General features: G+C 61.7%; 14 protein-coding genes and 1 tRNA gene. All 15 read right to left on the bottom strand.

Features of this window, described 5'->3' with window-relative positions; translation table 11 throughout:
* Nucleotides 1-15: 15 nt before the first annotated feature.
* The 15 genes from gmk to F8C90_RS00540 all read right to left on the bottom strand — a co-directional run bounded on the left by gmk (nucleotide 16) and on the right by F8C90_RS00540 (nucleotide 17,675).
* Nucleotides 16-579, bottom strand: coding sequence for a guanylate kinase (gene gmk / locus F8C90_RS00610; protein ID WP_158048506.1), 564 nt, complete (start codon nucleotides 577-579; stop codon nucleotides 16-18).
* An 8-nt stretch (nucleotides 580-587) separates the two neighbouring features.
* Nucleotides 588-896: an integration host factor, actinobacterial type gene (mihF, locus tag F8C90_RS00605; protein WP_158048505.1), complete on the bottom strand. Its 309-nt coding sequence runs from the start codon at nucleotides 894-896 to the stop codon at nucleotides 588-590.
* A 442-nt stretch (nucleotides 897-1,338) separates the two neighbouring features.
* Nucleotides 1,339-2,067, bottom strand: a complete 729-nt coding sequence (gene pyrF, locus F8C90_RS00600) for an orotidine-5'-phosphate decarboxylase (RefSeq protein ID WP_158048504.1) — start codon at nucleotides 2,065-2,067, stop codon at nucleotides 1,339-1,341.
* Nucleotides 2,061-2,996: a dihydroorotate dehydrogenase gene (locus tag F8C90_RS00595; protein WP_158048503.1), complete on the bottom strand. Its 936-nt coding sequence runs from the start codon at nucleotides 2,994-2,996 to the stop codon at nucleotides 2,061-2,063. The genes pyrF and F8C90_RS00595 overlap by 7 nt, the downstream gene beginning before the upstream one ends.
* Nucleotides 2,996-3,814 carry a dihydroorotate dehydrogenase electron transfer subunit gene (locus tag F8C90_RS00590; RefSeq protein ID WP_158048502.1) on the bottom strand — a complete coding sequence of 273 codons (819 nt, stop codon included), beginning with the start codon at nucleotides 3,812-3,814 and terminating at the stop codon, nucleotides 2,996-2,998. Before F8C90_RS00590 ends, F8C90_RS00595 begins: the two co-directional genes overlap by 1 nt.
* Nucleotides 3,815-7,045 carry a carbamoyl-phosphate synthase large subunit gene (carB, locus tag F8C90_RS00585; RefSeq protein ID WP_158048501.1) on the bottom strand — a complete coding sequence of 1,077 codons (3,231 nt, stop codon included), beginning with the start codon at nucleotides 7,043-7,045 and terminating at the stop codon, nucleotides 3,815-3,817. It abuts the gene before it with no gap.
* Nucleotides 7,038-8,381 carry a glutamine-hydrolyzing carbamoyl-phosphate synthase small subunit gene (carA, locus tag F8C90_RS00580; RefSeq protein WP_158048500.1) on the bottom strand — a complete coding sequence of 448 codons (1,344 nt, stop codon included), beginning with the start codon at nucleotides 8,379-8,381 and terminating at the stop codon, nucleotides 7,038-7,040. The genes carB and carA overlap by 8 nt, the downstream gene beginning before the upstream one ends.
* Before the next feature lie 73 nt (nucleotides 8,382-8,454).
* A complete protein-coding gene (locus F8C90_RS00575; protein WP_158048499.1) occupies nucleotides 8,455-9,759 on the bottom strand; it encodes a dihydroorotase in 1,305 nt (434 codons plus the stop codon).
* The gene (locus tag F8C90_RS00570; RefSeq protein WP_158048498.1) at nucleotides 9,743-10,687 is read right to left on the bottom strand and encodes an aspartate carbamoyltransferase catalytic subunit; all 945 of its coding nucleotides are present in this window, start codon (nucleotides 10,685-10,687) and stop codon (nucleotides 9,743-9,745) included. Before F8C90_RS00570 ends, F8C90_RS00575 begins: the two co-directional genes overlap by 17 nt.
* 5 nt (nucleotides 10,688-10,692) lie before the next feature.
* On the bottom strand, nucleotides 10,693-11,301 hold the full coding sequence (gene pyrR, locus F8C90_RS00565; RefSeq protein ID WP_158048497.1) for a bifunctional pyr operon transcriptional regulator/uracil phosphoribosyltransferase PyrR: 609 nt from the start codon (nucleotides 11,299-11,301) through the stop codon (nucleotides 10,693-10,695).
* A 164-nt stretch (nucleotides 11,302-11,465) separates the two neighbouring features.
* The gene (locus F8C90_RS00560) at nucleotides 11,466-12,740 is read right to left on the bottom strand and encodes an ArsB/NhaD family transporter (RefSeq protein WP_158048496.1); all 1,275 of its coding nucleotides are present in this window, start codon (nucleotides 12,738-12,740) and stop codon (nucleotides 11,466-11,468) included.
* A 157-nt stretch (nucleotides 12,741-12,897) separates the two neighbouring features.
* Nucleotides 12,898-13,713, bottom strand: a complete 816-nt coding sequence (locus tag F8C90_RS00555; protein ID WP_158048495.1) for a hypothetical protein — start codon at nucleotides 13,711-13,713, stop codon at nucleotides 12,898-12,900.
* 57 nt (nucleotides 13,714-13,770) lie between these two features.
* Complete coding sequence (locus F8C90_RS00550) at nucleotides 13,771-14,589, bottom strand: formate/nitrite transporter family protein (protein WP_158048494.1); 819 nt, start codon at nucleotides 14,587-14,589, stop codon at nucleotides 13,771-13,773.
* Between the two features lie 78 nt (nucleotides 14,590-14,667).
* Nucleotides 14,668-14,764: transfer RNA gene (locus F8C90_RS00545), tRNA-Sec, on the bottom strand.
* Between the two features lie 253 nt (nucleotides 14,765-15,017).
* Nucleotides 15,018-17,675, bottom strand: coding sequence for an ATP-binding protein (locus F8C90_RS00540; RefSeq protein WP_158048493.1), 2,658 nt, complete (start codon nucleotides 17,673-17,675; stop codon nucleotides 15,018-15,020).
* Nucleotides 17,676-17,804 lie beyond the last annotated feature (129 nt).

Below are 17,804 nucleotides of genomic sequence, written 5' to 3'. Positions count from 1 at the left end.
TTTGATGTTACCTCGTTATTCTTCAGCTTTTTCGTTCACGTAATCGACTAACTGCCTGGTGGCGGTCTCAAGGTCGTCGTTCACGATGCGAATGTCATACTCCATCTTGCGCGCAAGCTCTGCCTGCGCCGCTTCCATGCGGGAGGCTATCACCTCGTCGGTTTCCGTACCGCGTCCGCGCAGACGCTCTTCAAGCACGATAAGCGAAGGCGGCTCGATGAAAACCAGGTGTGCTTCGGGAAGCTTGTCCTTCACCTGGAACGCGCCCTGCACATCGATTTCAAGAACGACCTGCTCACCTTGGGCGATATGCCCCAGCACGGCGCTTTTCGGCGTGCCGTAGCGATGATCCGCATACGTGGCCCATTCCAAAAGCCCGTCCTCTTTGACAAGCGCGTCGAATTCCTCGTCGCTCTTGAAGAAGTACTGGACAGCCTCCTGCTCGCCTTCGCGTGGAGAGCGCGTCGTTGCGGAAACCGAAACCCAGCAATCGGGGACTTCGCGCAACAAACGGGCCACCAGGGTGCCCTTGCCAGCACCTGATGGCCCTGAAATCACAAAGAGATTACCGCGACGCATGGGCACGATTAGCCAAGACGCTCCAGCAGTGCGGCACGCTGACGGTCGCCAAGACCACGAAGGCGGCGGCTCTCAGCGATCTGGAGTTCCTTCATGATCTTCTCGGCCTTGGCCTTGCCGTAACCGGGGAGGGTCTCGATGAGGGTGGAAACCTTCATGCGGCCGACGATCGGGTCTTCCTTCATGTCGAGAACCTTCTCGAGCGTGAGCTTGCCGCTCTTGAGATCGTCGCGAACCTCAGCGCGCTTGATGCGGGCGGCCTTGGCCTTCTCGAGAGCTGCCTGACGCTCTTCGGGGCTGAGTTGAGGAATTGCCATCGTGAATCTCTCCTTTTGTTTCTCGGCACGACGCCTACCGCCGATTGCCGTTAGCAACAATTATTCTAAATGCCCAGTTGACCATTAGAAGGAAAATAATAGTTGACGGGCATTGTTTTTCCGCGACCACCCGCAAGCTCAATTCTCCATCGGCTTGCCCAAGGCGCGGCTAACGTTTGATTATCGTCGTGGATTTCCGTCGAATGGTCAAGTGTTTTTAAAAGAAATCACTGCTCATCAACGGAAAAATAAGGAGCATGGTCAAATCTGGACACATCTCAGCGCATCTGAGCATAAAGCATTCACAAATGGCGAACCCCCGATGCTAACCTGCGCCAGGATGCGAGCTGTCCCATCAGACACCGAGGGATGCGCGGAATTCCGCGCATCCCTCGGGCTTGAACGTGCGCTCACTTCGCGAGCGCTTATCGAGTTGAAAGAATTATGCCAGCTCTGCGGCGATTGCCTCGAACGCAGCGACTGGGTCTTCGGCCTGAGTGATCGGACGTCCTACAACAATATGAGAGGCACCGTTCTCGAAAGCCTGCGCGGGCGTGGCAACACGGCTCTGGTCGCCCTTTGCGCTCCCCGCGGGACGAACGCCCGGGGTCACGATAAAGGCATCCGGGCCAAGCAGCTCGCGCATGCCCTTGGCTTCTTGCGGCGAGCACACGATACCCGAGAGCCCCGCCTCGCGAGCTTGCACGGCGAGCGCGCTCACCTGCTCAGGCAGAGCCCTTGATACGCCCGTAGCTGCAAGCGATTCCGCATCCATGCTGGTGAGAACCGTGATCGCAAGCGTCGCCGGCACCGGAATCTTGCGCTCGAACGCGGCGGCTTCCGCACCGCGGTGCCCAGCTGCCATCATGGCAGAACCGCCGACAGCGTGCATGGTGAGCATGTCAGCCCCCGAAAGCACCGCTGAAGCCGCGGCACCTTCCACCTGATGCGGAATATCGTGGAACTTCAGGTCGAGGAAGACGTTGAAGCCGAGCTGCTTGAACGTCTGCACAATCTTAGGACCCTCGGCATAATACAGCGTCATGCCGACTTTGAGCCAATTCGCATGGCCGCGCAGCTGCACGGCAAGGCAAAGCGCAGTAGCCGCATCGCAGTCGAGCGCGACGATCACGCGGTCGCGAGCGGGTTGAGCGTGGAAATCCTCTAGCATTCAAGTGCTCCTATCAGGTCGTTCACATCGTTTACGCCCTGCTCTTCGCAGTAGTCGATAATGCCATCGATTACGTCGACGGTCGCTTGAGGGTTCATGAAGTTCGCCGTGCCGACGGCAACTGCTGTGGCACCGGCCAGCATGAACTCGACGGCATCGGTGCCGGTGGTAACACCGCCCATGCCAAGGATGGGAACGGAAACCGTCTTCGAGCACTGCCACACCATGCGCAGCGCAACCGGCTTCACGGCAGGACCCGAGAATCCACCGACAACGCGCGCAAGCACTGGCCGGCGTCGCTTCACGTCGATCGCCATACCAAGCAGCGTGTTGATAAGCGAAATCGCATCGGCGCCCGAAGCCTCAGCGGCACGCGCGATCTCGGTGATGTCAGTCACATTCGGCGTAAGCTTCACGATGAGCGGGCGCGATGTTGCCTCGCGGCAAAGAGAGACAACCTTCTCGACGCTTGGGACGTGGGTACCGAGCGTCATGCCGCCGGCATCGACGTTCGGACACGAGATGTTCACCTCGTACGCATCGACGGGTGCATCCTCAAGCGCTTCGATGACCTGCACGTATTCATCAAAACTATGCCCAGAGACGTTCACGATGGTTGCGGCACCCTGCTCGCGCAGCCAGGGAAGTTCCTCGCTCTTCAAGTGGACGACACCGGGGTTTTGCAGGCCGATCGAATTCAGCATGCCCGAAGGAACCTCGGCGATGCGCGGGCTCGCGTTGCCTTCCCAACCGTTGAGGGAAACGCCCTTCGTCGTGACGGCGCCCAAAGCGGACACGTCAACGAAATCGGAGTACTCCATGCCGGCAGCGAACGTGCCCGACGCCGTGGTAACGGGGTTCTTCATCGTAAGGCCGCCGAGGTTCACCACCAGATTAACGCTGGTTTCACGTGGGGTTTTCGCTGCCATTACCACGCCACCTCCTGGGCATCGAAGACGGGGCCGTCAACGCAGGAGCGCTTCTTGCCGTGAACGGTTTCTACAACGCAGGAAAGGCAAGCTCCGACACCGCACGCCATGCGCTTCTCCATCGACACCTGGCAAGGGATGTTCGCTTGCGCCGCTTGGCCGGAAACAATCTTCATGAGCGGCTCAGGACCGCAAACAGCCAGGTAATCGAAGGGCTTCCCACTCGCGTTTGCCTCGCTTACCGCATCATCGACAAGCGAGGTGCAAAAGCCCGCACGCCCGAAGGTGCCGTCGTCGGTGGCGCAAAGAGGCGCGTTCTCGGCACAACAGCCGGCGGTGGAAAGCACACGCGCGTAGCGTTCGCGGCACACGAGCGCAGCCTCGGTTTGGGCGCCGAGCACCACGGTGACGTCGACCCCCGCAGCAACCAGTTGCTCGAAAAGCAGGTACAAGGGAGCTGCTCCGACGCCGCCGCCCACTAGAAGCGCGCGCTCGCACTTCTCGGGTGCTGCCCAGCCGTGACCGACGGGCCCGATGAGCTTAGGGGCAACCTCATCGCCAGGCGCAAGCTTGGTCATCCGCTCGGAGCCGAAGCCCACCACCTGGTAGAGAATCTCGACCGTTCCTTCGCTCACGTACGTCGCATAGACCGAGAACGGGCGGCGCAGGATATGGCCTTCCATACCCGGAATCTGCATATGGACGAATTGCCCGGGCTTGATGCTCGAAGCGATTTCGGGCGCGCTCAACGTCATGAGGTGAAGCCTCGGGCCCACCTGGTGGTTATCGAGCACGGGCGCTGTGATATCTACCATCATTTAGCCTTCCCATTGTGGCAGGTCTTGCAGCGCGATGACGTCGAGCCCCGTCTCGCGGACCGCCTCCATGCCCGCGATAAGCGCCTGCGCGCCCGCAAGCGTGGTGCAGTAGCTCACGCCGTGGCGCACGCATGCCGCGCGCATCTCATAGCCGTCGGTGTTGGTGGAGCTGCCGAACGGCGTGTTGATCATGAGCACGATCTCGCCCGATGCGATGCGGTCGAGAATCGTGTGCGAGCCGGCATGGATCTTGCCAACCTCTTCGCATTCGATGCCCGACGCGCGAAGGGCGCGGGCAGTGCCCGTCGTTGCAACGAGCGAGAACCCGAGGCGCGCAACGGAGCGAGCGATCGCCGTAATGTTGCGCTTGTCGCCATCGTTCACCGAGATGAACACTTCCCCGCCCCGCGGCGGCTCGTAATCGATCGCGAGCTGAGTCTTGGTGAACGCTGCAGGGAAATTACCTGCGATGCCCATGACCTCGCCAGTCGATTTCATCTCAGGGCCGAGCACGACATCGGAGCCGGGGAAACGGCCGAACGGCATGACGGCTTCCTTCACGCAGAAGTAGTCGAACTCGCGATCGTCGGCGGGAAGGTTCAGATCGGCGAGCTTCTCCCCCGCCATGATGCGGGCCGCGATCTTCGCTAAGGGGACACCCGTGGACTTGGAGACAAACGGCACGGTGCGGCTCGCGCGCGGATTTGCCTCGATTACGTAGATGACCTGGTCTTTAATGGCAAACTGAATGTTGAGCAGGCCAACGACGCCCAGGCGCAGAGCAAGGCGGCGTGCGATGTCGCGCAGCTGCCCCTGAAGGCTGAGCGAGAGCGAGAACGGCGGTGTGCAGCAGGCGGAGTCGCCCGAGTGGATGCCTGCCATCTCGATGTGCTCCAAGATGCCGCCCACGAACACGTCCTTGCCGTCGCAGAGCGCATCGACGTCGACTTCAATGGCAGCTTCGAGGAATCGATCAAGATAGACCGGGTGGTCAGGCGAAATCTTCGCGGCTTCAGCCATGTACTTGTCAAGTTGGTCGTTGTCGTAGACGATGGCCATGCCGCGGCCACCGAGCACGTAGCTCGGACGGACGAGCAGCGGGAAGCTGATATGCTCGGCGACCCGGTGCGCCTCTTCGAGAGTAGATGCCTCGCCCGCTGCGGGGTAGATGATCTTGAGCTCGTCGAGCACCTGGGAGAAACGATCACGGTCTTCGGCGAGGTCGATCGCCTCGGGGCTCGTGCCCATAATGGGGACGCCCGCTTCCTGCAGAGCGCGCGCGAGCTTAAGCGGCGTCTGACCGCCGAGCGTCACGACGACGCCGTCGGGGTCTTCCACATCGACGATGTCCATCACATCTTCGAAGGTCAGCGGCTCGAAATAAAGCTTGTCGGAGGTGTCGTAGTCGGTCGAGACCGTCTCGGGGTTGCAGTTGACCATGATGGTCTCGAAGCCGGCGTCGGCAAGCGCGTAGCTCGCATGCACGCAGCAGTAGTCGAACTCGATGCCCTGGCCGATGCGGTTCGGGCCTGCGCCGAGGATCATCGCGCGCTTCTTGGTCTTGGGAGCGACCTCGCTCTCGCAAGTGTCGTAGGTCTTGTAGTGGTAGGCCGTCTTGCTCGGCGTTTCGGCAGCGCAGGTGTCGACCGTCTTGAACGCAGGGACGACGCCGAGCGCCTTGCGGTGCGCGCGTACGGAAAGCTCGTCTGAGCCGGTCAGATGTGCGATCTGCACGTCGGAGAGGCCGAAGCGCTTTGCGCAGCGCATGTCATCTTCGTCCAGTTCCTCGAGCTTGTGGCCCGAAAGCGCCTGCTCGACGGCGACCATGTCAGCCATGCGGGCCAAGAACCACGGGTCGATGCCCGTCTTTTCATGAAGTTCCTCCACACTCATACCGCGGCGCATCGCCTCGGCGATGAAGAAGATGCGGTTCGCGGTCGGGCGGCACACCATGTCGTCGAATTCCGCGCCCTGCATGGCGCTCTCCGCACCCTTGCCGTCGGCACCGAGGCCCGCGCGGCCATTTTCAAGGGAGCGAAGCGCCTTGCCGAGCGATTCCTCGAAGGTGCGGCCGATTGACATGATTTCGCCGACCGCCTTCATGCGGGTCGTGAGCGTGTCGTCGGTGCCCTGGAACTTCTCGAACGCGAAGCGCGGCACCTTGACGACGCAGTAGTCGATGGAAGGCTCGAAGCACGCGGGCGTCGCCTTGGTGATGTCATTCACGATCTCGTCGAGCGTATAGCCCACCGCGAGCTTCGCCGCGGCCTTTGCGATCGGGAAGCCCGTCGCCTTGGAAGCGAGCGCGGAGGAGCGCGACACGCGGGGGTTCATCTCAATGACGATCATGCGTCCCGTCTTCGGGTTGACGGCGAACTGCACGTTCGAGCCGCCGGTTTCGACGCCGATCTTCTCGAGGATGGCGAGCGAGGCCGTGCGCATGCGCTGGTATTCCACATCGGAGAGGGTTTGCGCAGGGGCGACGGTGATCGAGTCGCCGGTGTGGACGCCCATCGCGTCGAAGTTCTCGATGGAGCACACGATGATGCCGTTGCCGACGCGGTCGCGCATGACCTCCATCTCGTACTCTTTCCAGCCCTCGATGGATTCCTCGACGAGCACCTCGCCTGCGGGCGAGAGCTCAAGTCCCTGGCTCACGATGAGATGAAGCTCGTCCATGTCGTGCGCGATGCCGCCGCCGGCACCGCCGAGCGTAAACGACGGGCGGCACACCACGGGAAAGCCCAACTCGGCGACGATCGACTCGGCGTCTTCCATGGAGTAGGCGTAGCCGCTGCGCGCGACCTCGATGCCGAGTTCCTCCATGCACTCGTTGAACAGCTTGCGGTCCTCGCCGCGCTCGATGGCGGGAAGGTCGCAGCCGACCATTTCGACGCCGTACTTGTCAAGCACGCCAGACTTCGCCAGGGCGACGGCGGTGTTCAGACCGGTCTGGCCGCCGAGCGTCGGGAGAAGCGCGTCGGGGCGTTCCTTCTCGATGACTTTCTCGACGAACTCGGGCGTGATCGGCTCGACGTAGGTGCGGTCGGCGAGACCCGGGTCAGTCATGATGGTCGCCGGGTTGGAGTTGACGAGGATGACGCGGTAGCCGTCGGCTTTGAGGACCTTGCAGGCCTGGGCACCCGAGTAGTCGAACTCGCATGCCTGGCCGATGACGATCGGACCCGATCCGATGACCAGGATGGACTTGATGTCGGTACGCTTAGGCATTGACTTCTCCCCCAAACTTCCATCCGGCCAAACGGTCGGCGGCGATGTCGATATCGAGATAATCCTCGCGTCCATCCATCAGGCGCGAGAAGGCGGTGAACAGGTAGTGCGCGTCGGTCGGTCCGGGCGACGCCTCGGGGTGGTACTGCACCGAGAACGCCGGGATGTCAAGAAACGCGATACCCTCGGCGGTGCCGTCGTTCAAGTTCACGTGTGTGAGCTGGATGCGGCCGAACTTCTCGTTGCGCACGACGGGCGCAACGCACTTCTCGACCCAGAAGCGCAGGTCGTCGCGATGCTCGGTCTCGCCTGCCGACTCCTCGGGGATAAGCTCGCCGAGCGTCGGGAACAGAAGGCCGAACCCGTGGTTTTGCGCGGTGATCTCGACACGGTGAGTGCGCAGGTTCATGACGGGGTGGTTGCCGCCGCGATGGCCGAACTTGAGCTTCTCGATCTGAGCGCCCGCGGCCTTCGACATCATCTGGTGCCCAAGGCAGATGCCAAAGACAGGAACCTTGCCGAGCAGCTTCTCGACCTGGGTATACGTGCCCGAAACCGCATCAGGATCGCCGGGGCCGTTAGAGAGGAACACGCCGTCGGGGTTCATCGCGAGGACGTCTTCGGCGGGAGTGTCCCAGGGAACAGCGGTAAGCTCGCAGCCCACGCGCACGAGGTTCTGGAAGATGGAGAGCTTCGCGCCGCAATCGTAGGCGACGACCTTGTACTTCGCAGGCGCGGGCGCCGTGAGCGCGAAAGCCTGGGTTTTCGGCAGGTCATCGATGCCGAAGGTCGCCTTCTCGGAGCGAGAGACCGTCTCGGCGAGGTTCACGCCGACGATAGACTCGCTTGCGCGAACCTTCGCAAGGAGGCTTTCGGCGTCGGTGTCGAGCGTGGAGAGGACCGCGCGCTGGGCACCGTTGTCGCGCACGTGGCGAACGAGGGCGCGCGTGTCGACGCCCTCGATGGCGACGACGTTGTTCTCACGCAGGAAGTCGGGCAGCGTGAGCTCGCTGCGCCAGTTAGAGGGCACCTGGCACATGTCGCGCACTACGAGCCCGCGCAATGCCGGCTTCTCGGACTGGCAGTCCTCGCGGTTCACACCGTAGTTGCCGATCTGGGGGTAGGTCATCGTGATGATCTGGCCCGCGTAGCTCGGGTCGGTGATCACCTCAAGGTAGCCCTCCAGAGAGGTGTTGAAGCAGATTTCGCCGAACACTTCGCCCTGCGCCGCGCAAGAGGTGCCGCTGAACACGGCGCCGTCTTCGAGCACGAGCAGCGCTGGTGCACCGAGCGGCTTCGAGGTGTTCTCGAGCAGCTTTTTCGTGATCTCGCTCACATCGTTCCTTTCCGTTCAAGCCCGCCATCGCGGGCGTCATCCGCTATCGTATCGAAATCGCCGTAAAGGCGCCTTACTTTTTGACCGTAGAGCAAACCGCACCGTCTTCCATCGTCGCGTAACCGCCGACGAATACGTCGGTCGCACGCCCACGAAGATTCCATCCGACAAACGGCGTGTTCTGCGCCTTAGAGCAGAAGTCGTCTTTGGCAACCGTCCACTCCGCGTCGGGGTCGATGACCGTCAAATCGGCGATAGAGCCCGGCTCGATGGCCACACGCTCGTCTCGCAGGATCGTCCGAGGGTTCACAGCCATGAGCTCGACGAGACGGTTCAAACCGATCACGCCCTCACCGACCATATGGGTGAGCATGAGGCCGAGCGAGGTCTCGATACCCGTCATCCCGAAGGGAGCAAGCTCGAACTCGCGATCCTTCTCGTAGGTCGCGTGCGGCGCGTGATCGGTGACGATGGCATCGACCGTGCCGTCGGCAAGACCGGCGCGAAGCGCAGCGACGTCGGCCTTCGTGCGAAGCGGTGGGTTCACCTTGTAGTTCGTATCGTAGTCCTCGCCGATCATCGAGTCGTCGAGAAGCAGATGGTGCGGCGTGACCTCGCAGGTGACGGGCAGCCCCTCGGCTTTGGCGGCGCGAATGAGCTCGAGCCCGCGCGCGGTCGTTACGTGCTGCGCGTGGAAATGGCATCCCGTCAGGCGGCAAAGCGCGATGTCACGCATGATTTCGAGCTCCTCGCCTTCCGCAGGCCAACCTAAAAGGCCGAGGCGCGTGGAGCATTCCCCTTCGTTCACCTGGCCCGCGCCCACGAGACCCTCATCTTGGCAGTGGCACATGACGACGCGGTCGAACTGCTTGGCGTAGTCCATCGTGCGGCGCATCATACCCGAGTCCTGCACGCCGCGGCCGTCGTCGGTGAACGCGACGGCACCGTGAGCGACCATGTCCCCCATCTCGGAGAGCACCTCGCCTTCGAGCCCCTGCGTAAGCGCGCCCGACACGAGCACGCGGCAGAAGCCGACTTCAGAGGCCTTGCGCTGCACGTATTCCACGATGGTCGCGTTATCGCAGACGGGGTTCGTGTTCGGCATCGCGCATACCGCGGTGAAGCCGCCGTGAGCCGCCGCCTTCGTTTCGGACTCGATGTCGCCTTTGTACTCGAATCCGGGGTCACGCAAGTGAACGTGCATGTCGACCAGGCCGGGGACGATGATCTTTCCCGAAAGGTCGCGCTCGATGCCCTTCGGCATCTCAAGGTCGTGGCCAATCTCCACGATGCGGCCATCGCGGATCAGGATGTCAGCGACCTCATCGAGCCCAACCTGGGGGTCGAGAAGCCGCGCGTTCTTAAGCATCAACGCCATTGTCGGTTCCTCCTAACAGCAAATAGAGAACGGCCATACGGACGAGCACGCCGGAATAGACCTGGTCCAAGATGACGGAGCGCTGCGGGTGGTCGCACATATAATCGTCGAGCTCGACGCCGCGGTTTACAGGTCCTGGATGGCACACGATGGCTTCGGGCCGCATGAGTTTCTCGCGCTCCTCGGTCAGGCCGAAGAGCAGGTTGTACTCGCGAAGGCTCGGGTACGGCGCGCCCTCGAGGCGCTCGCGCTGGATGCGCAGCATGTATACCACGTCGAGCTCGGGCAGCGCCGCGTCGAGGTCGCACGTGATTTCATCGGCCCCTAAGATTTCGGGAGCTGCCGGCATAAGCGTCGGCGGCGCGATGACGGTGACATGGGCGCCCATGATCTTGAGCGCGGGGATAAGCGAGCCGCAGACGCGCGAATGGCCGATGTCTCCGACGATGCCGACGCGAAGGCCCTCGATGCGGCCGAAACGCTCGCGAATGGTGTACAGGTCGAGCAGCGCTTGCGTAGGATGCTGATGCTTGCCGTCACCTGCGCAGATGACGGACACGCCGGAAACATCGGCGACCTTGCGCGGCGCTCCCGCGTGCTTGTCGCGCACGACGATGGCATCGATCTTGTACGAGCAGAGCGTCTGCACGGTGTCGCGCAAGCTTTCGCCCTTCACCGTGGAGGTGGAGGACCCGCCGAAGTTGAGCGTATCGCACGACAGGCGCTTCTCGGCGAGCTCGAACGACGAACGCGTGCGGGTCGAAGGCTCGTTGAACATGTTTACGACGGTGAAGCCCTTGAGCGTCGGCACCTTCTTGATACGCCGCTCGTTCACCGCGCGGAAGCTTGCGGCGGTGTCGAGGATCCGCGTGATGTCTTCCGCGGAGTAGTCGGAGATGTTGATGAGGTGCTTGTGGTTGAAGGCCATAGCTGCTACGCCTCCTTTTCCTGGGGCTGTTCAGCGCCAAGCGGGGCGGAACCCGCACGGTCCCCTGGCGCCATCTCGAGGACCTCGACGGCAGAGACGCCATCGACTTCCTCCAAAAAGAGGCGGACGTTCTCGTGCGACGAGGAAGGGACGTTCTTGCCGACGAAATCGGCACGGATGGGAAGCTCGCGGTGCCCTCGGTCGACGAGGACTGCAAGCTGCACGCAGGAGGGGCGGCCGAAATCGCTCAGCGCATCGAGCGCCGCGCGGATGGTGCGGCCGGTGAACAGGACGTCGTCGACAAGCACGACGGTCAGTCCGTCGATGTCGAAGCGGATGTCGGTCGAGTGAACCTCGGGGGAAAGATGCGTCGCGAAATCATCGCGATAGAAGCTGATGTCGAGCGCGCCGAGCGGTACGTCAGTGCCCTCGATCTGCTTGATCTTACTCGCAAGGCGATGTGCGAGCAGATCGCCTCGGGTGAGGATTCCCACCAAGGCGATGTTCGAGGCACCATGGTTGGCCTCGAGAATCTGGTGCGCGATGCGCGTGAGCGATCGCTCAATTTCGTCTGCGTCCATACAGACGGATTTCACTGTTCTAGTATCTGTCATTAGCACCCTCTTCCAATCAGGGATGCAGGCAGACCGCTCGGTTCTGCGATAGTGCGACTTCACCTGGATGAATCGCTCGCACTCCTTGTCGGTCTCTCTGTACCGCTTTTAAAGGACTGCACGCAAGTATAGGGCAGCTTCGCGCAGCGCGAAACCCCGAAATGCTACATTGGCGGAAAACGCACGATTAGATAGATTGCTGACACGGCGACGGTCGCGAGCATCGTGGGGAAGCCGACTTTGAAGAAGTGTGCGAACGTAATAACGTGGCCGTTCTTGCGCGAGATGTCGGACATGACGACGTTCGCCGACGCGCCGATCAAGGTGCCGTTGCCGCCGAGGCAGGCGCCGAGCGAAACGGCCCACCACAGGGGCGCGACGTCCATGCCGGTCGCCTCCATGGACAGAAGGATCGGGATCATCGTGGCGACGAACGGGATGTTGTCGAGGAAGCTCGAGATGATGGCCGAGGCGAAGAGCAGTACGAGCATGGCGACGAAGGTCGAGCCGCCCGTGACGTCGATCAAGGCCTGCGCGAGCATGCCGATGACGCCGACCTCCGAGAGCGCGCCCACGATGATGAACAGGCCCGCGAAGAAGACGAGCGTGGTCCACTCAACGTGCGCGAGCGCCTCCTCGATGCGCTCGCCCGAGATCAGCATGAGGACGCCCGCCGCGGTGAGCGCGACGACGCAGGATTCTATGCCGAGCGAGCCGTGGGCCATGAAGCCCACGACGACGAGCGCGATCATGACGACGCTCTGGCGCAGAAGGACGGGGTTCTTGATCTGCTCGCGCTCGTCGAGGCCCGCGAGCGCGTCTTTGTGCGCGTCGTCGACGTGGAGCTTTCGGCCGAACAGCAGGTAGAACAGCGCGAGCATCACGGCAAGCGAGAGCAGCGCCGCCGGGGTGTCGTAGAGGACGAAGTCGACGAACGAGTAGCCCGCCGCCGAGCCGATCATGATGTTGGGAGGGTCGCCGATGAGCGTCGCCGTGCCGCCGATGTTGGAGGCCATGATCTCGGCGAGGAAGAACGGCACCGCGTCGATGTCGAGCAGGCGGCACACCGTGATGGTCATGGGGCCGATGAGCAGGACCGTCGTCACGTTGTCGAGCAGGGCCGAGAGCAGCGCGGTCAGGCAGACGAACAGCACCATGACGTGCCAGGGGTTGCCCTTCGCGAGGCGCGCGCACTTGATGGCGAGGTACTCGAAGATGCCCGAGAGCTTCACCACGGCGACGAAGAGCATCATGCCCAGAAGCACGCCGAGCGTGTTGAAGTCGACGTGGCTCATGGCCTGGTCGAAGGTGACGACGTGGACGACGAGCAGGATCATCGCGCCGACGATGGCGACGAGCGCGCGGTGCACCTTCTCCGACATGATGGCAACCATCGCGACGACGAACACCACCACGGCCACAATCTGCATCAAGTCCATACTTCTACCCCACTTGTACCGTGAATTGCAAAAACATTCGACATTATAGGAGTCTTTTGTTTCGAACGTGCTAACAGTTCCTAGCGGTATTCCGTAAACGGGGGTGCCGTTTCCGAAAGGGGCGTTTTAAAGTCACCTGCGCCGAGGCAGCTGCACCTTACTCTCCGAAGAAGGCGCGGGCTGTTCGCGCTGCGGGGAGATCCTTGCCATTGTCGGCGGCGAAGCGCATGCAGCCTGCTGCCGCATCGCGGTTGCCCGCCGCAGCGTGAAGCTCGCCTTCCTTGGCAGCATACACGACGCGCAAGCGCGTGCACTGGTCGTGGTTGCCCCAGATGGAGCGGTAAAGCCCGATGAGCTTCGACTCGTCGTGGGCGAGTTCTGCCTGGGCGACCTCGCGCGACCAGGAAAGAAAGGCGCAGCGCTGCCGCGTGATAACGTCATCCCCCAAGTTTGGCAGCGAGAGCGCCTCATCGATGAGCGCGATTACTCGATTGTTGTCGAAGAGGCTCTTCACCAGGGGAACCAGATCGGCGTACAGCGCGATCTTCGCCTCATCGGTCGGCGCGTCCTTCACGCTGTCTTGAATCATGAGGCCGAACTTCGCGGCCTCCCTCTTGCGGTCGACGTTGATGAGCGCGCACGCGTAGAAGGACAAAAACCACGCGGGAAGCTCCCCCAAGGGTAGCTCGGCGGATTCCGCGATTTTCGACGAGCCTTCGAGGAAGGCCGCAACGTCGCAGTCATCGTTGTAGAGGGAGACGAGCTTTTCGAGCTTAGCCTGCGCTGCGCGAGCAAACACGCGCGTGAAGATGAACAGGCCGGCGAGCAAGAGCACGACAGATACGCCCGCGCCCGCCGCGGTAAAGCCCATCGCACGCCCCTCGATGGTCGACCAGATGAAGACCACGACGAGGGGAATGGCGACGGCAATAGCGCAAGCCGCTATCTCATAGCGTTTGAAATACGTAAGCACGAACCTCACCCTTCCCCGTGGACTGTTGAAAGGTAAGTGTAGCGTATGCGCGTGGGTTTACGCGCGATTCTCACGAGTTCGATACGCGAACCAATACGCCGTGCCGACCGCCACGCCGCCGACGATGTTGCCGAGCGTCGCGATGACGATGTTCGCGACGAGCCCCTCGAGCGCGATCGCCCCCGGGTTGCCGACGCCGAGCATGTTCATGAGAAGCCCGCTCGGAAGGAAGAACATGTTCGCCACGCAGTGCTCGAACCCGCAGGCCACAAACGCAGTGATAGGAAGAAAAATACCGAGCACCTTATCGACCACCGAGCGGGCGGAAAAGCCGATCCACACGGCCAGGCACACGAGCACGTTGCAGAGGATGCCCTTCGCGAAGATGGTGGCGGGTGCAAGCGAGGCCTTCGAGGAAGCAACGTTTACCATGGTCGTCCCGACCGCTCCCCCGTTCATCGCGCCCATCTGCGAGGCGCATACGAGGAACACGACGACGAGCGAGCCGGCAAGGTTTCCCAGCCACACGATCGCCCAGTTGCGCGCGAGCTGGCCTGCGCCGATCTTTTTCGAGAACAGCGAGCACACCATAAGCGAATTGCCGGTGAAAAGCTCCGCGCCGCAGCAGAGCACGAGCACGAGGCCTAAGCAGAAGCAAGCGCCGCCGCCAGCGCGTTGCACGGCGAAAGGAAGCGATGAATCGCTTGTGAACAGGCAAAAGAACATTGCGCCGAAGCCGATGAAGGCGCCTGCGAGCATCGCGGCGACAAACATGCGGCCAGCGGGCATCGAGCCCTTCGAGATGCCGAGAGTCTCCGCCTTCGCCTCGGTTTGAGCCGGGCTTAACGCGTCGACGGAAATTGATTGATCTGCCATAATCCCCCCCATTTCCTGGAAAAGACAACAAGCACGCAAGCACCTTGCGGCGCCGATCGCGTCGTTTCATGGAAATATTGGCGGAGATGCGTGCGAATCGAACACACCCAAGACGTTCTGCGCGCCTCACAACGGCTTTGAAGGCCGCGGGGCCCACCAGGACCCATCCATCTCCAAGAAGAAAGCTTCCTAAAGCGCGACAATCATACCGCATGCCCGCGCGCAACCCCCGACCCGTTGAGCAAAGGGCGAAAAATCCCGCCAATGACACCACGGCGGGCGCAATTACGGGGGCACCTTAGCTACACAAGATATGCTTCCGTAATGCCGAACGGCACGAACATCAGCAAGGTCCCTACGAAAGGCTCCGCAAGAAGCCGAAGCGGACAACACGAACATCAGCAGGCGAACGCAAAACGGGCAAAGCATTAGCGGCGGGCAGTGGCGAGCGCTTGTTTGGCCTTCTCCATGTCGATGGGTTTAGTAAGATGCCCGTTCATGCCTGCATCATGGGCTCGCTGGGCATCCTCGGCAAAGGCGTTCGCCGTCATGGCGAAAATCGGCACCGACCCCACATCGGCCTTTACGGACCTGCGGATGGCGCACGCGGCCTCGTATCCGTCCATCACGGGCATCATGATGTCCATCAGAATAGCGTCGAAGCTGCCGGCGGGCCGGTCGACGAAGGTGTCGAATGCCTCGCGACCGTTCGCGGCGCACGTGACCGCCACGCCCTCATCGGCAAGCAGCGTCGTCGCGATCTCGAGGTTGAGGTCGTTATCTTCCGCGAGCAGCACCCTCATTCCCGAAACATCGCATTCGCCTTCGGCGTCGGCAGAACCCGCATGTCGCTCGGGCGCGTGATCGATTTCGAACGGGAGCACGATGCAGAACGACGAGCCCTCGCCTTGGGTGCTCGTAACGTCGATCGAGCCGTCCATCTTCTCCACGAAGCCCTTCACGATGGGCATTCCCATGCCGGTGCCCTGGTAGTTGCTGCGTGCATCGCTGCCCGCTTGCGTGAACGGCTCGAAAATGCGCTTGAGGAACTCCTCGCTCATGCCGACGCCCGTGTCGCTCACCACGAAATGGTAGGTCACGATGTTGCCCTTGACTCCCAGCTCATCGACGGCGCAGCGCACCGTGCCGCCTAAGCGATTGTATTTCACCGCGTTGTCGACGAGGTTCAGCAGCACGCGGCGCACATGGTCGGGGCTTCCGATCACGTCGGTATGGACAAGATCTTCGGCACCTATCGATTCAATGGTGACGCCGAACTCGGGCGCGCGAAGCCTGCCGACGACGAGAACCTCGTCAATGACGTCGATGACATTGAACGGCTTGTGCTCGAGCACCACTTTGCTATCCTCAATCTTGCTCATGTCGAGCACATCGTTGATGAGTGAGAGCAAATGATCGGCGGCAACACGGGCCTTCTTGCGGTTCTGCGACACGTATTCCGCGTCCTCGGCGTGCGCCTCGTTCACGCCGAGGATGCCGATGATGCCGTTGAGCGGTGTGCGGATATCGTGGCTCATGCGCGAGAGGAACGCGGTTTTCGCACTGCTCGCGGCCTGTGCTTCCTGCTGCGCTTTGCGCGCGCGAAGCAGCGACCACGCAAGAATCGCCATGATGCCGAGAAACGCCACGGCCACACCGGCAACGAATACCCCGTGATAAAGTCGGACGAACCGCACAAGGGTCGTCTCGGTTTCGCCGTAGGACTGCGCCGTGTAGATGCCGGCGGTGATGTTGTCCTGGGAATTCGCGATGCTCTTGTTCACGATGGCGAGAAGCGTCGGGGCGTCCTGGCGCATCCGTGCGGTGAGCCTGACGGTACCCGGGAGCTCGGCAGTCTTGTATGCCGAAAGGTCGTTTTGAGAGCGTACGACATCGAGCGCCATCACGGGAATGATCGCAGCCTGCGCGCGCCCACTCGAGAGTGCGTCGAAGCACGCGGACGCATTGTCGCACATGATGATGTCGGCGTCGGGGTATCGCGACCTCAAAAGCGATTCCGAGACGATCGAGTTCGGTTGGACGAGGATGCTCGAAAGCGCGCTGCCGAGATCGTCGCCTTTGTAGAGCGCGACGAGCGATGACGAGGCCAGGGAGTCGCTTTGGGCATATCCTTCCTGCTCGGCGATCCAATAATCCTTGGCAAACGGGAGGGCTACATCGATTTCCCCGCGCCCGAGCGCCGCTTCCGAATCGCTGTTCGAGGAATAAGCGCGCTCGTTCACCGTGATGCCGAACCGCTCGCGCATATCGCTCACGACGGCCGAAAGCGCACCTTCCATCTGATTGTCCTTGCCGCGAAGCGAATAGGGCCGCAGATTGTCCAGATAGCCGACGGTCACGGTGTTGTCGCAGGACGCAAGCCAGTCGCGCTCCCTGTCCGTAAGCGAGGAGCTGCCGACGTTGATCGCGGAATAGCGCGCCTTGAATTCATCGTTATAGTGCGGATTCGACGTTAAGATCTGCGCCATCGCGGCATCGAGCTCAGCCATTATGTCGGGACGGCTCTTCGGCACCGTGAAATAATAGTCGCTCTCGCCCACATAGAACACCGGCATCGCATCGTCGGAAGAGAGCACGTCGTTCATGATGATGGCGTCGACCTCGCCACTCGAAAGCGCGGAAAAGACCTCGCCTCCTGTGGCGTATTCCTTATACGTGACGTCGATGCCGCGCTCGGCGAGCCATGCCTTGCCCTCCGTGGTTTGTAAGACATCGGGGTTCACGCCGATCGTCTTTCCTCGCAAAGCATCGGGGTCGCCCACGGTAAGGTCGCCGCGATCGGGCTTCACATAGACGTAATAGCACTTCTTGCCCGAAGGATTCGTCGAGTAGAGAAGGTTCTCGGCTCGTTCGGGAGTATAGGAGATGCTCGACATGAGGTCGATTTCCCCCGCCTCATGCTTGGCAATGAGCTCAGAGAACGTTCCCAGGACGTACTCGTATTTCCAACCCTCGGTGTGGTAGGAAATGTCTTGCAGGTATTCGTATCCCCAACCCGACATATACGTGTCGGGCGTTCCGGATTGGTAGCCCTGATTGTCGATGAGGTAGCCGGCGCGAATCACTTTTGAGGAAGCCGCCTCGTCCTGAGATTACCCCTACTCGTCAGCCGAAGCCGCTCCTAAGGTGCCGACGGATGCCAAGGAAAACGCGAGCATGATCGCGAGAACGAAGCGCAACGCGATAGTACGTGA

This window comes from Ellagibacter isourolithinifaciens, from assembly GCF_008831035.1.
Lineage (GTDB): Bacteria > Actinomycetota > Coriobacteriia > Coriobacteriales > Eggerthellaceae > Ellagibacter > Ellagibacter isourolithinifaciens.
Note: the sequence above shows the minus strand (reverse complement) of the source record. Positions and strands in the feature narration are given on the sequence as shown.

Bases quoted from the DNA above. Each gene is read 5' to 3' on its own strand.
- gmk (WP_158048506.1), bottom strand. From the start codon at position 579: ATGCGTCGCGGTAATCTCTTTGTGATTTCAGGGCCATCAGGTGCTGGC.
- mihF (WP_158048505.1), bottom strand. From the start codon at position 896: ATGGCAATTCCTCAACTCAGCCCCGAAGAGCGTCAGGCAGCTCTCGAG.
- pyrF (WP_158048504.1), bottom strand. From the start codon at position 2,067: ATGCTAGAGGATTTCCACGCTCAACCCGCTCGCGACCGCGTGATCGTC.
- F8C90_RS00595 (WP_158048503.1), bottom strand. From the start codon at position 2,996: ATGGCAGCGAAAACCCCACGTGAAACCAGCGTTAATCTGGTGGTGAAC.
- F8C90_RS00590 (WP_158048502.1), bottom strand. From the start codon at position 3,814: ATGATGGTAGATATCACAGCGCCCGTGCTCGATAACCACCAGGTGGGC.
- carB (WP_158048501.1), bottom strand. From the start codon at position 7,045: ATGCCTAAGCGTACCGACATCAAGTCCATCCTGGTCATCGGATCGGGT.
- F8C90_RS00575 (WP_158048499.1), bottom strand. From the start codon at position 9,759: ATGGCGTTGATGCTTAAGAACGCGCGGCTTCTCGACCCCCAGGTTGGG.
- F8C90_RS00570 (WP_158048498.1), bottom strand. From the start codon at position 10,687: ATGGCCTTCAACCACAAGCACCTCATCAACATCTCCGACTACTCCGCG.
- pyrR (WP_158048497.1), bottom strand. From the start codon at position 11,301: ATGACAGATACTAGAACAGTGAAATCCGTCTGTATGGACGCAGACGAA.
- F8C90_RS00560 (WP_158048496.1), bottom strand. From the start codon at position 12,740: ATGGACTTGATGCAGATTGTGGCCGTGGTGGTGTTCGTCGTCGCGATG.
- F8C90_RS00550 (WP_158048494.1), bottom strand. From the start codon at position 14,589: ATGGCAGATCAATCAATTTCCGTCGACGCGTTAAGCCCGGCTCAAACC.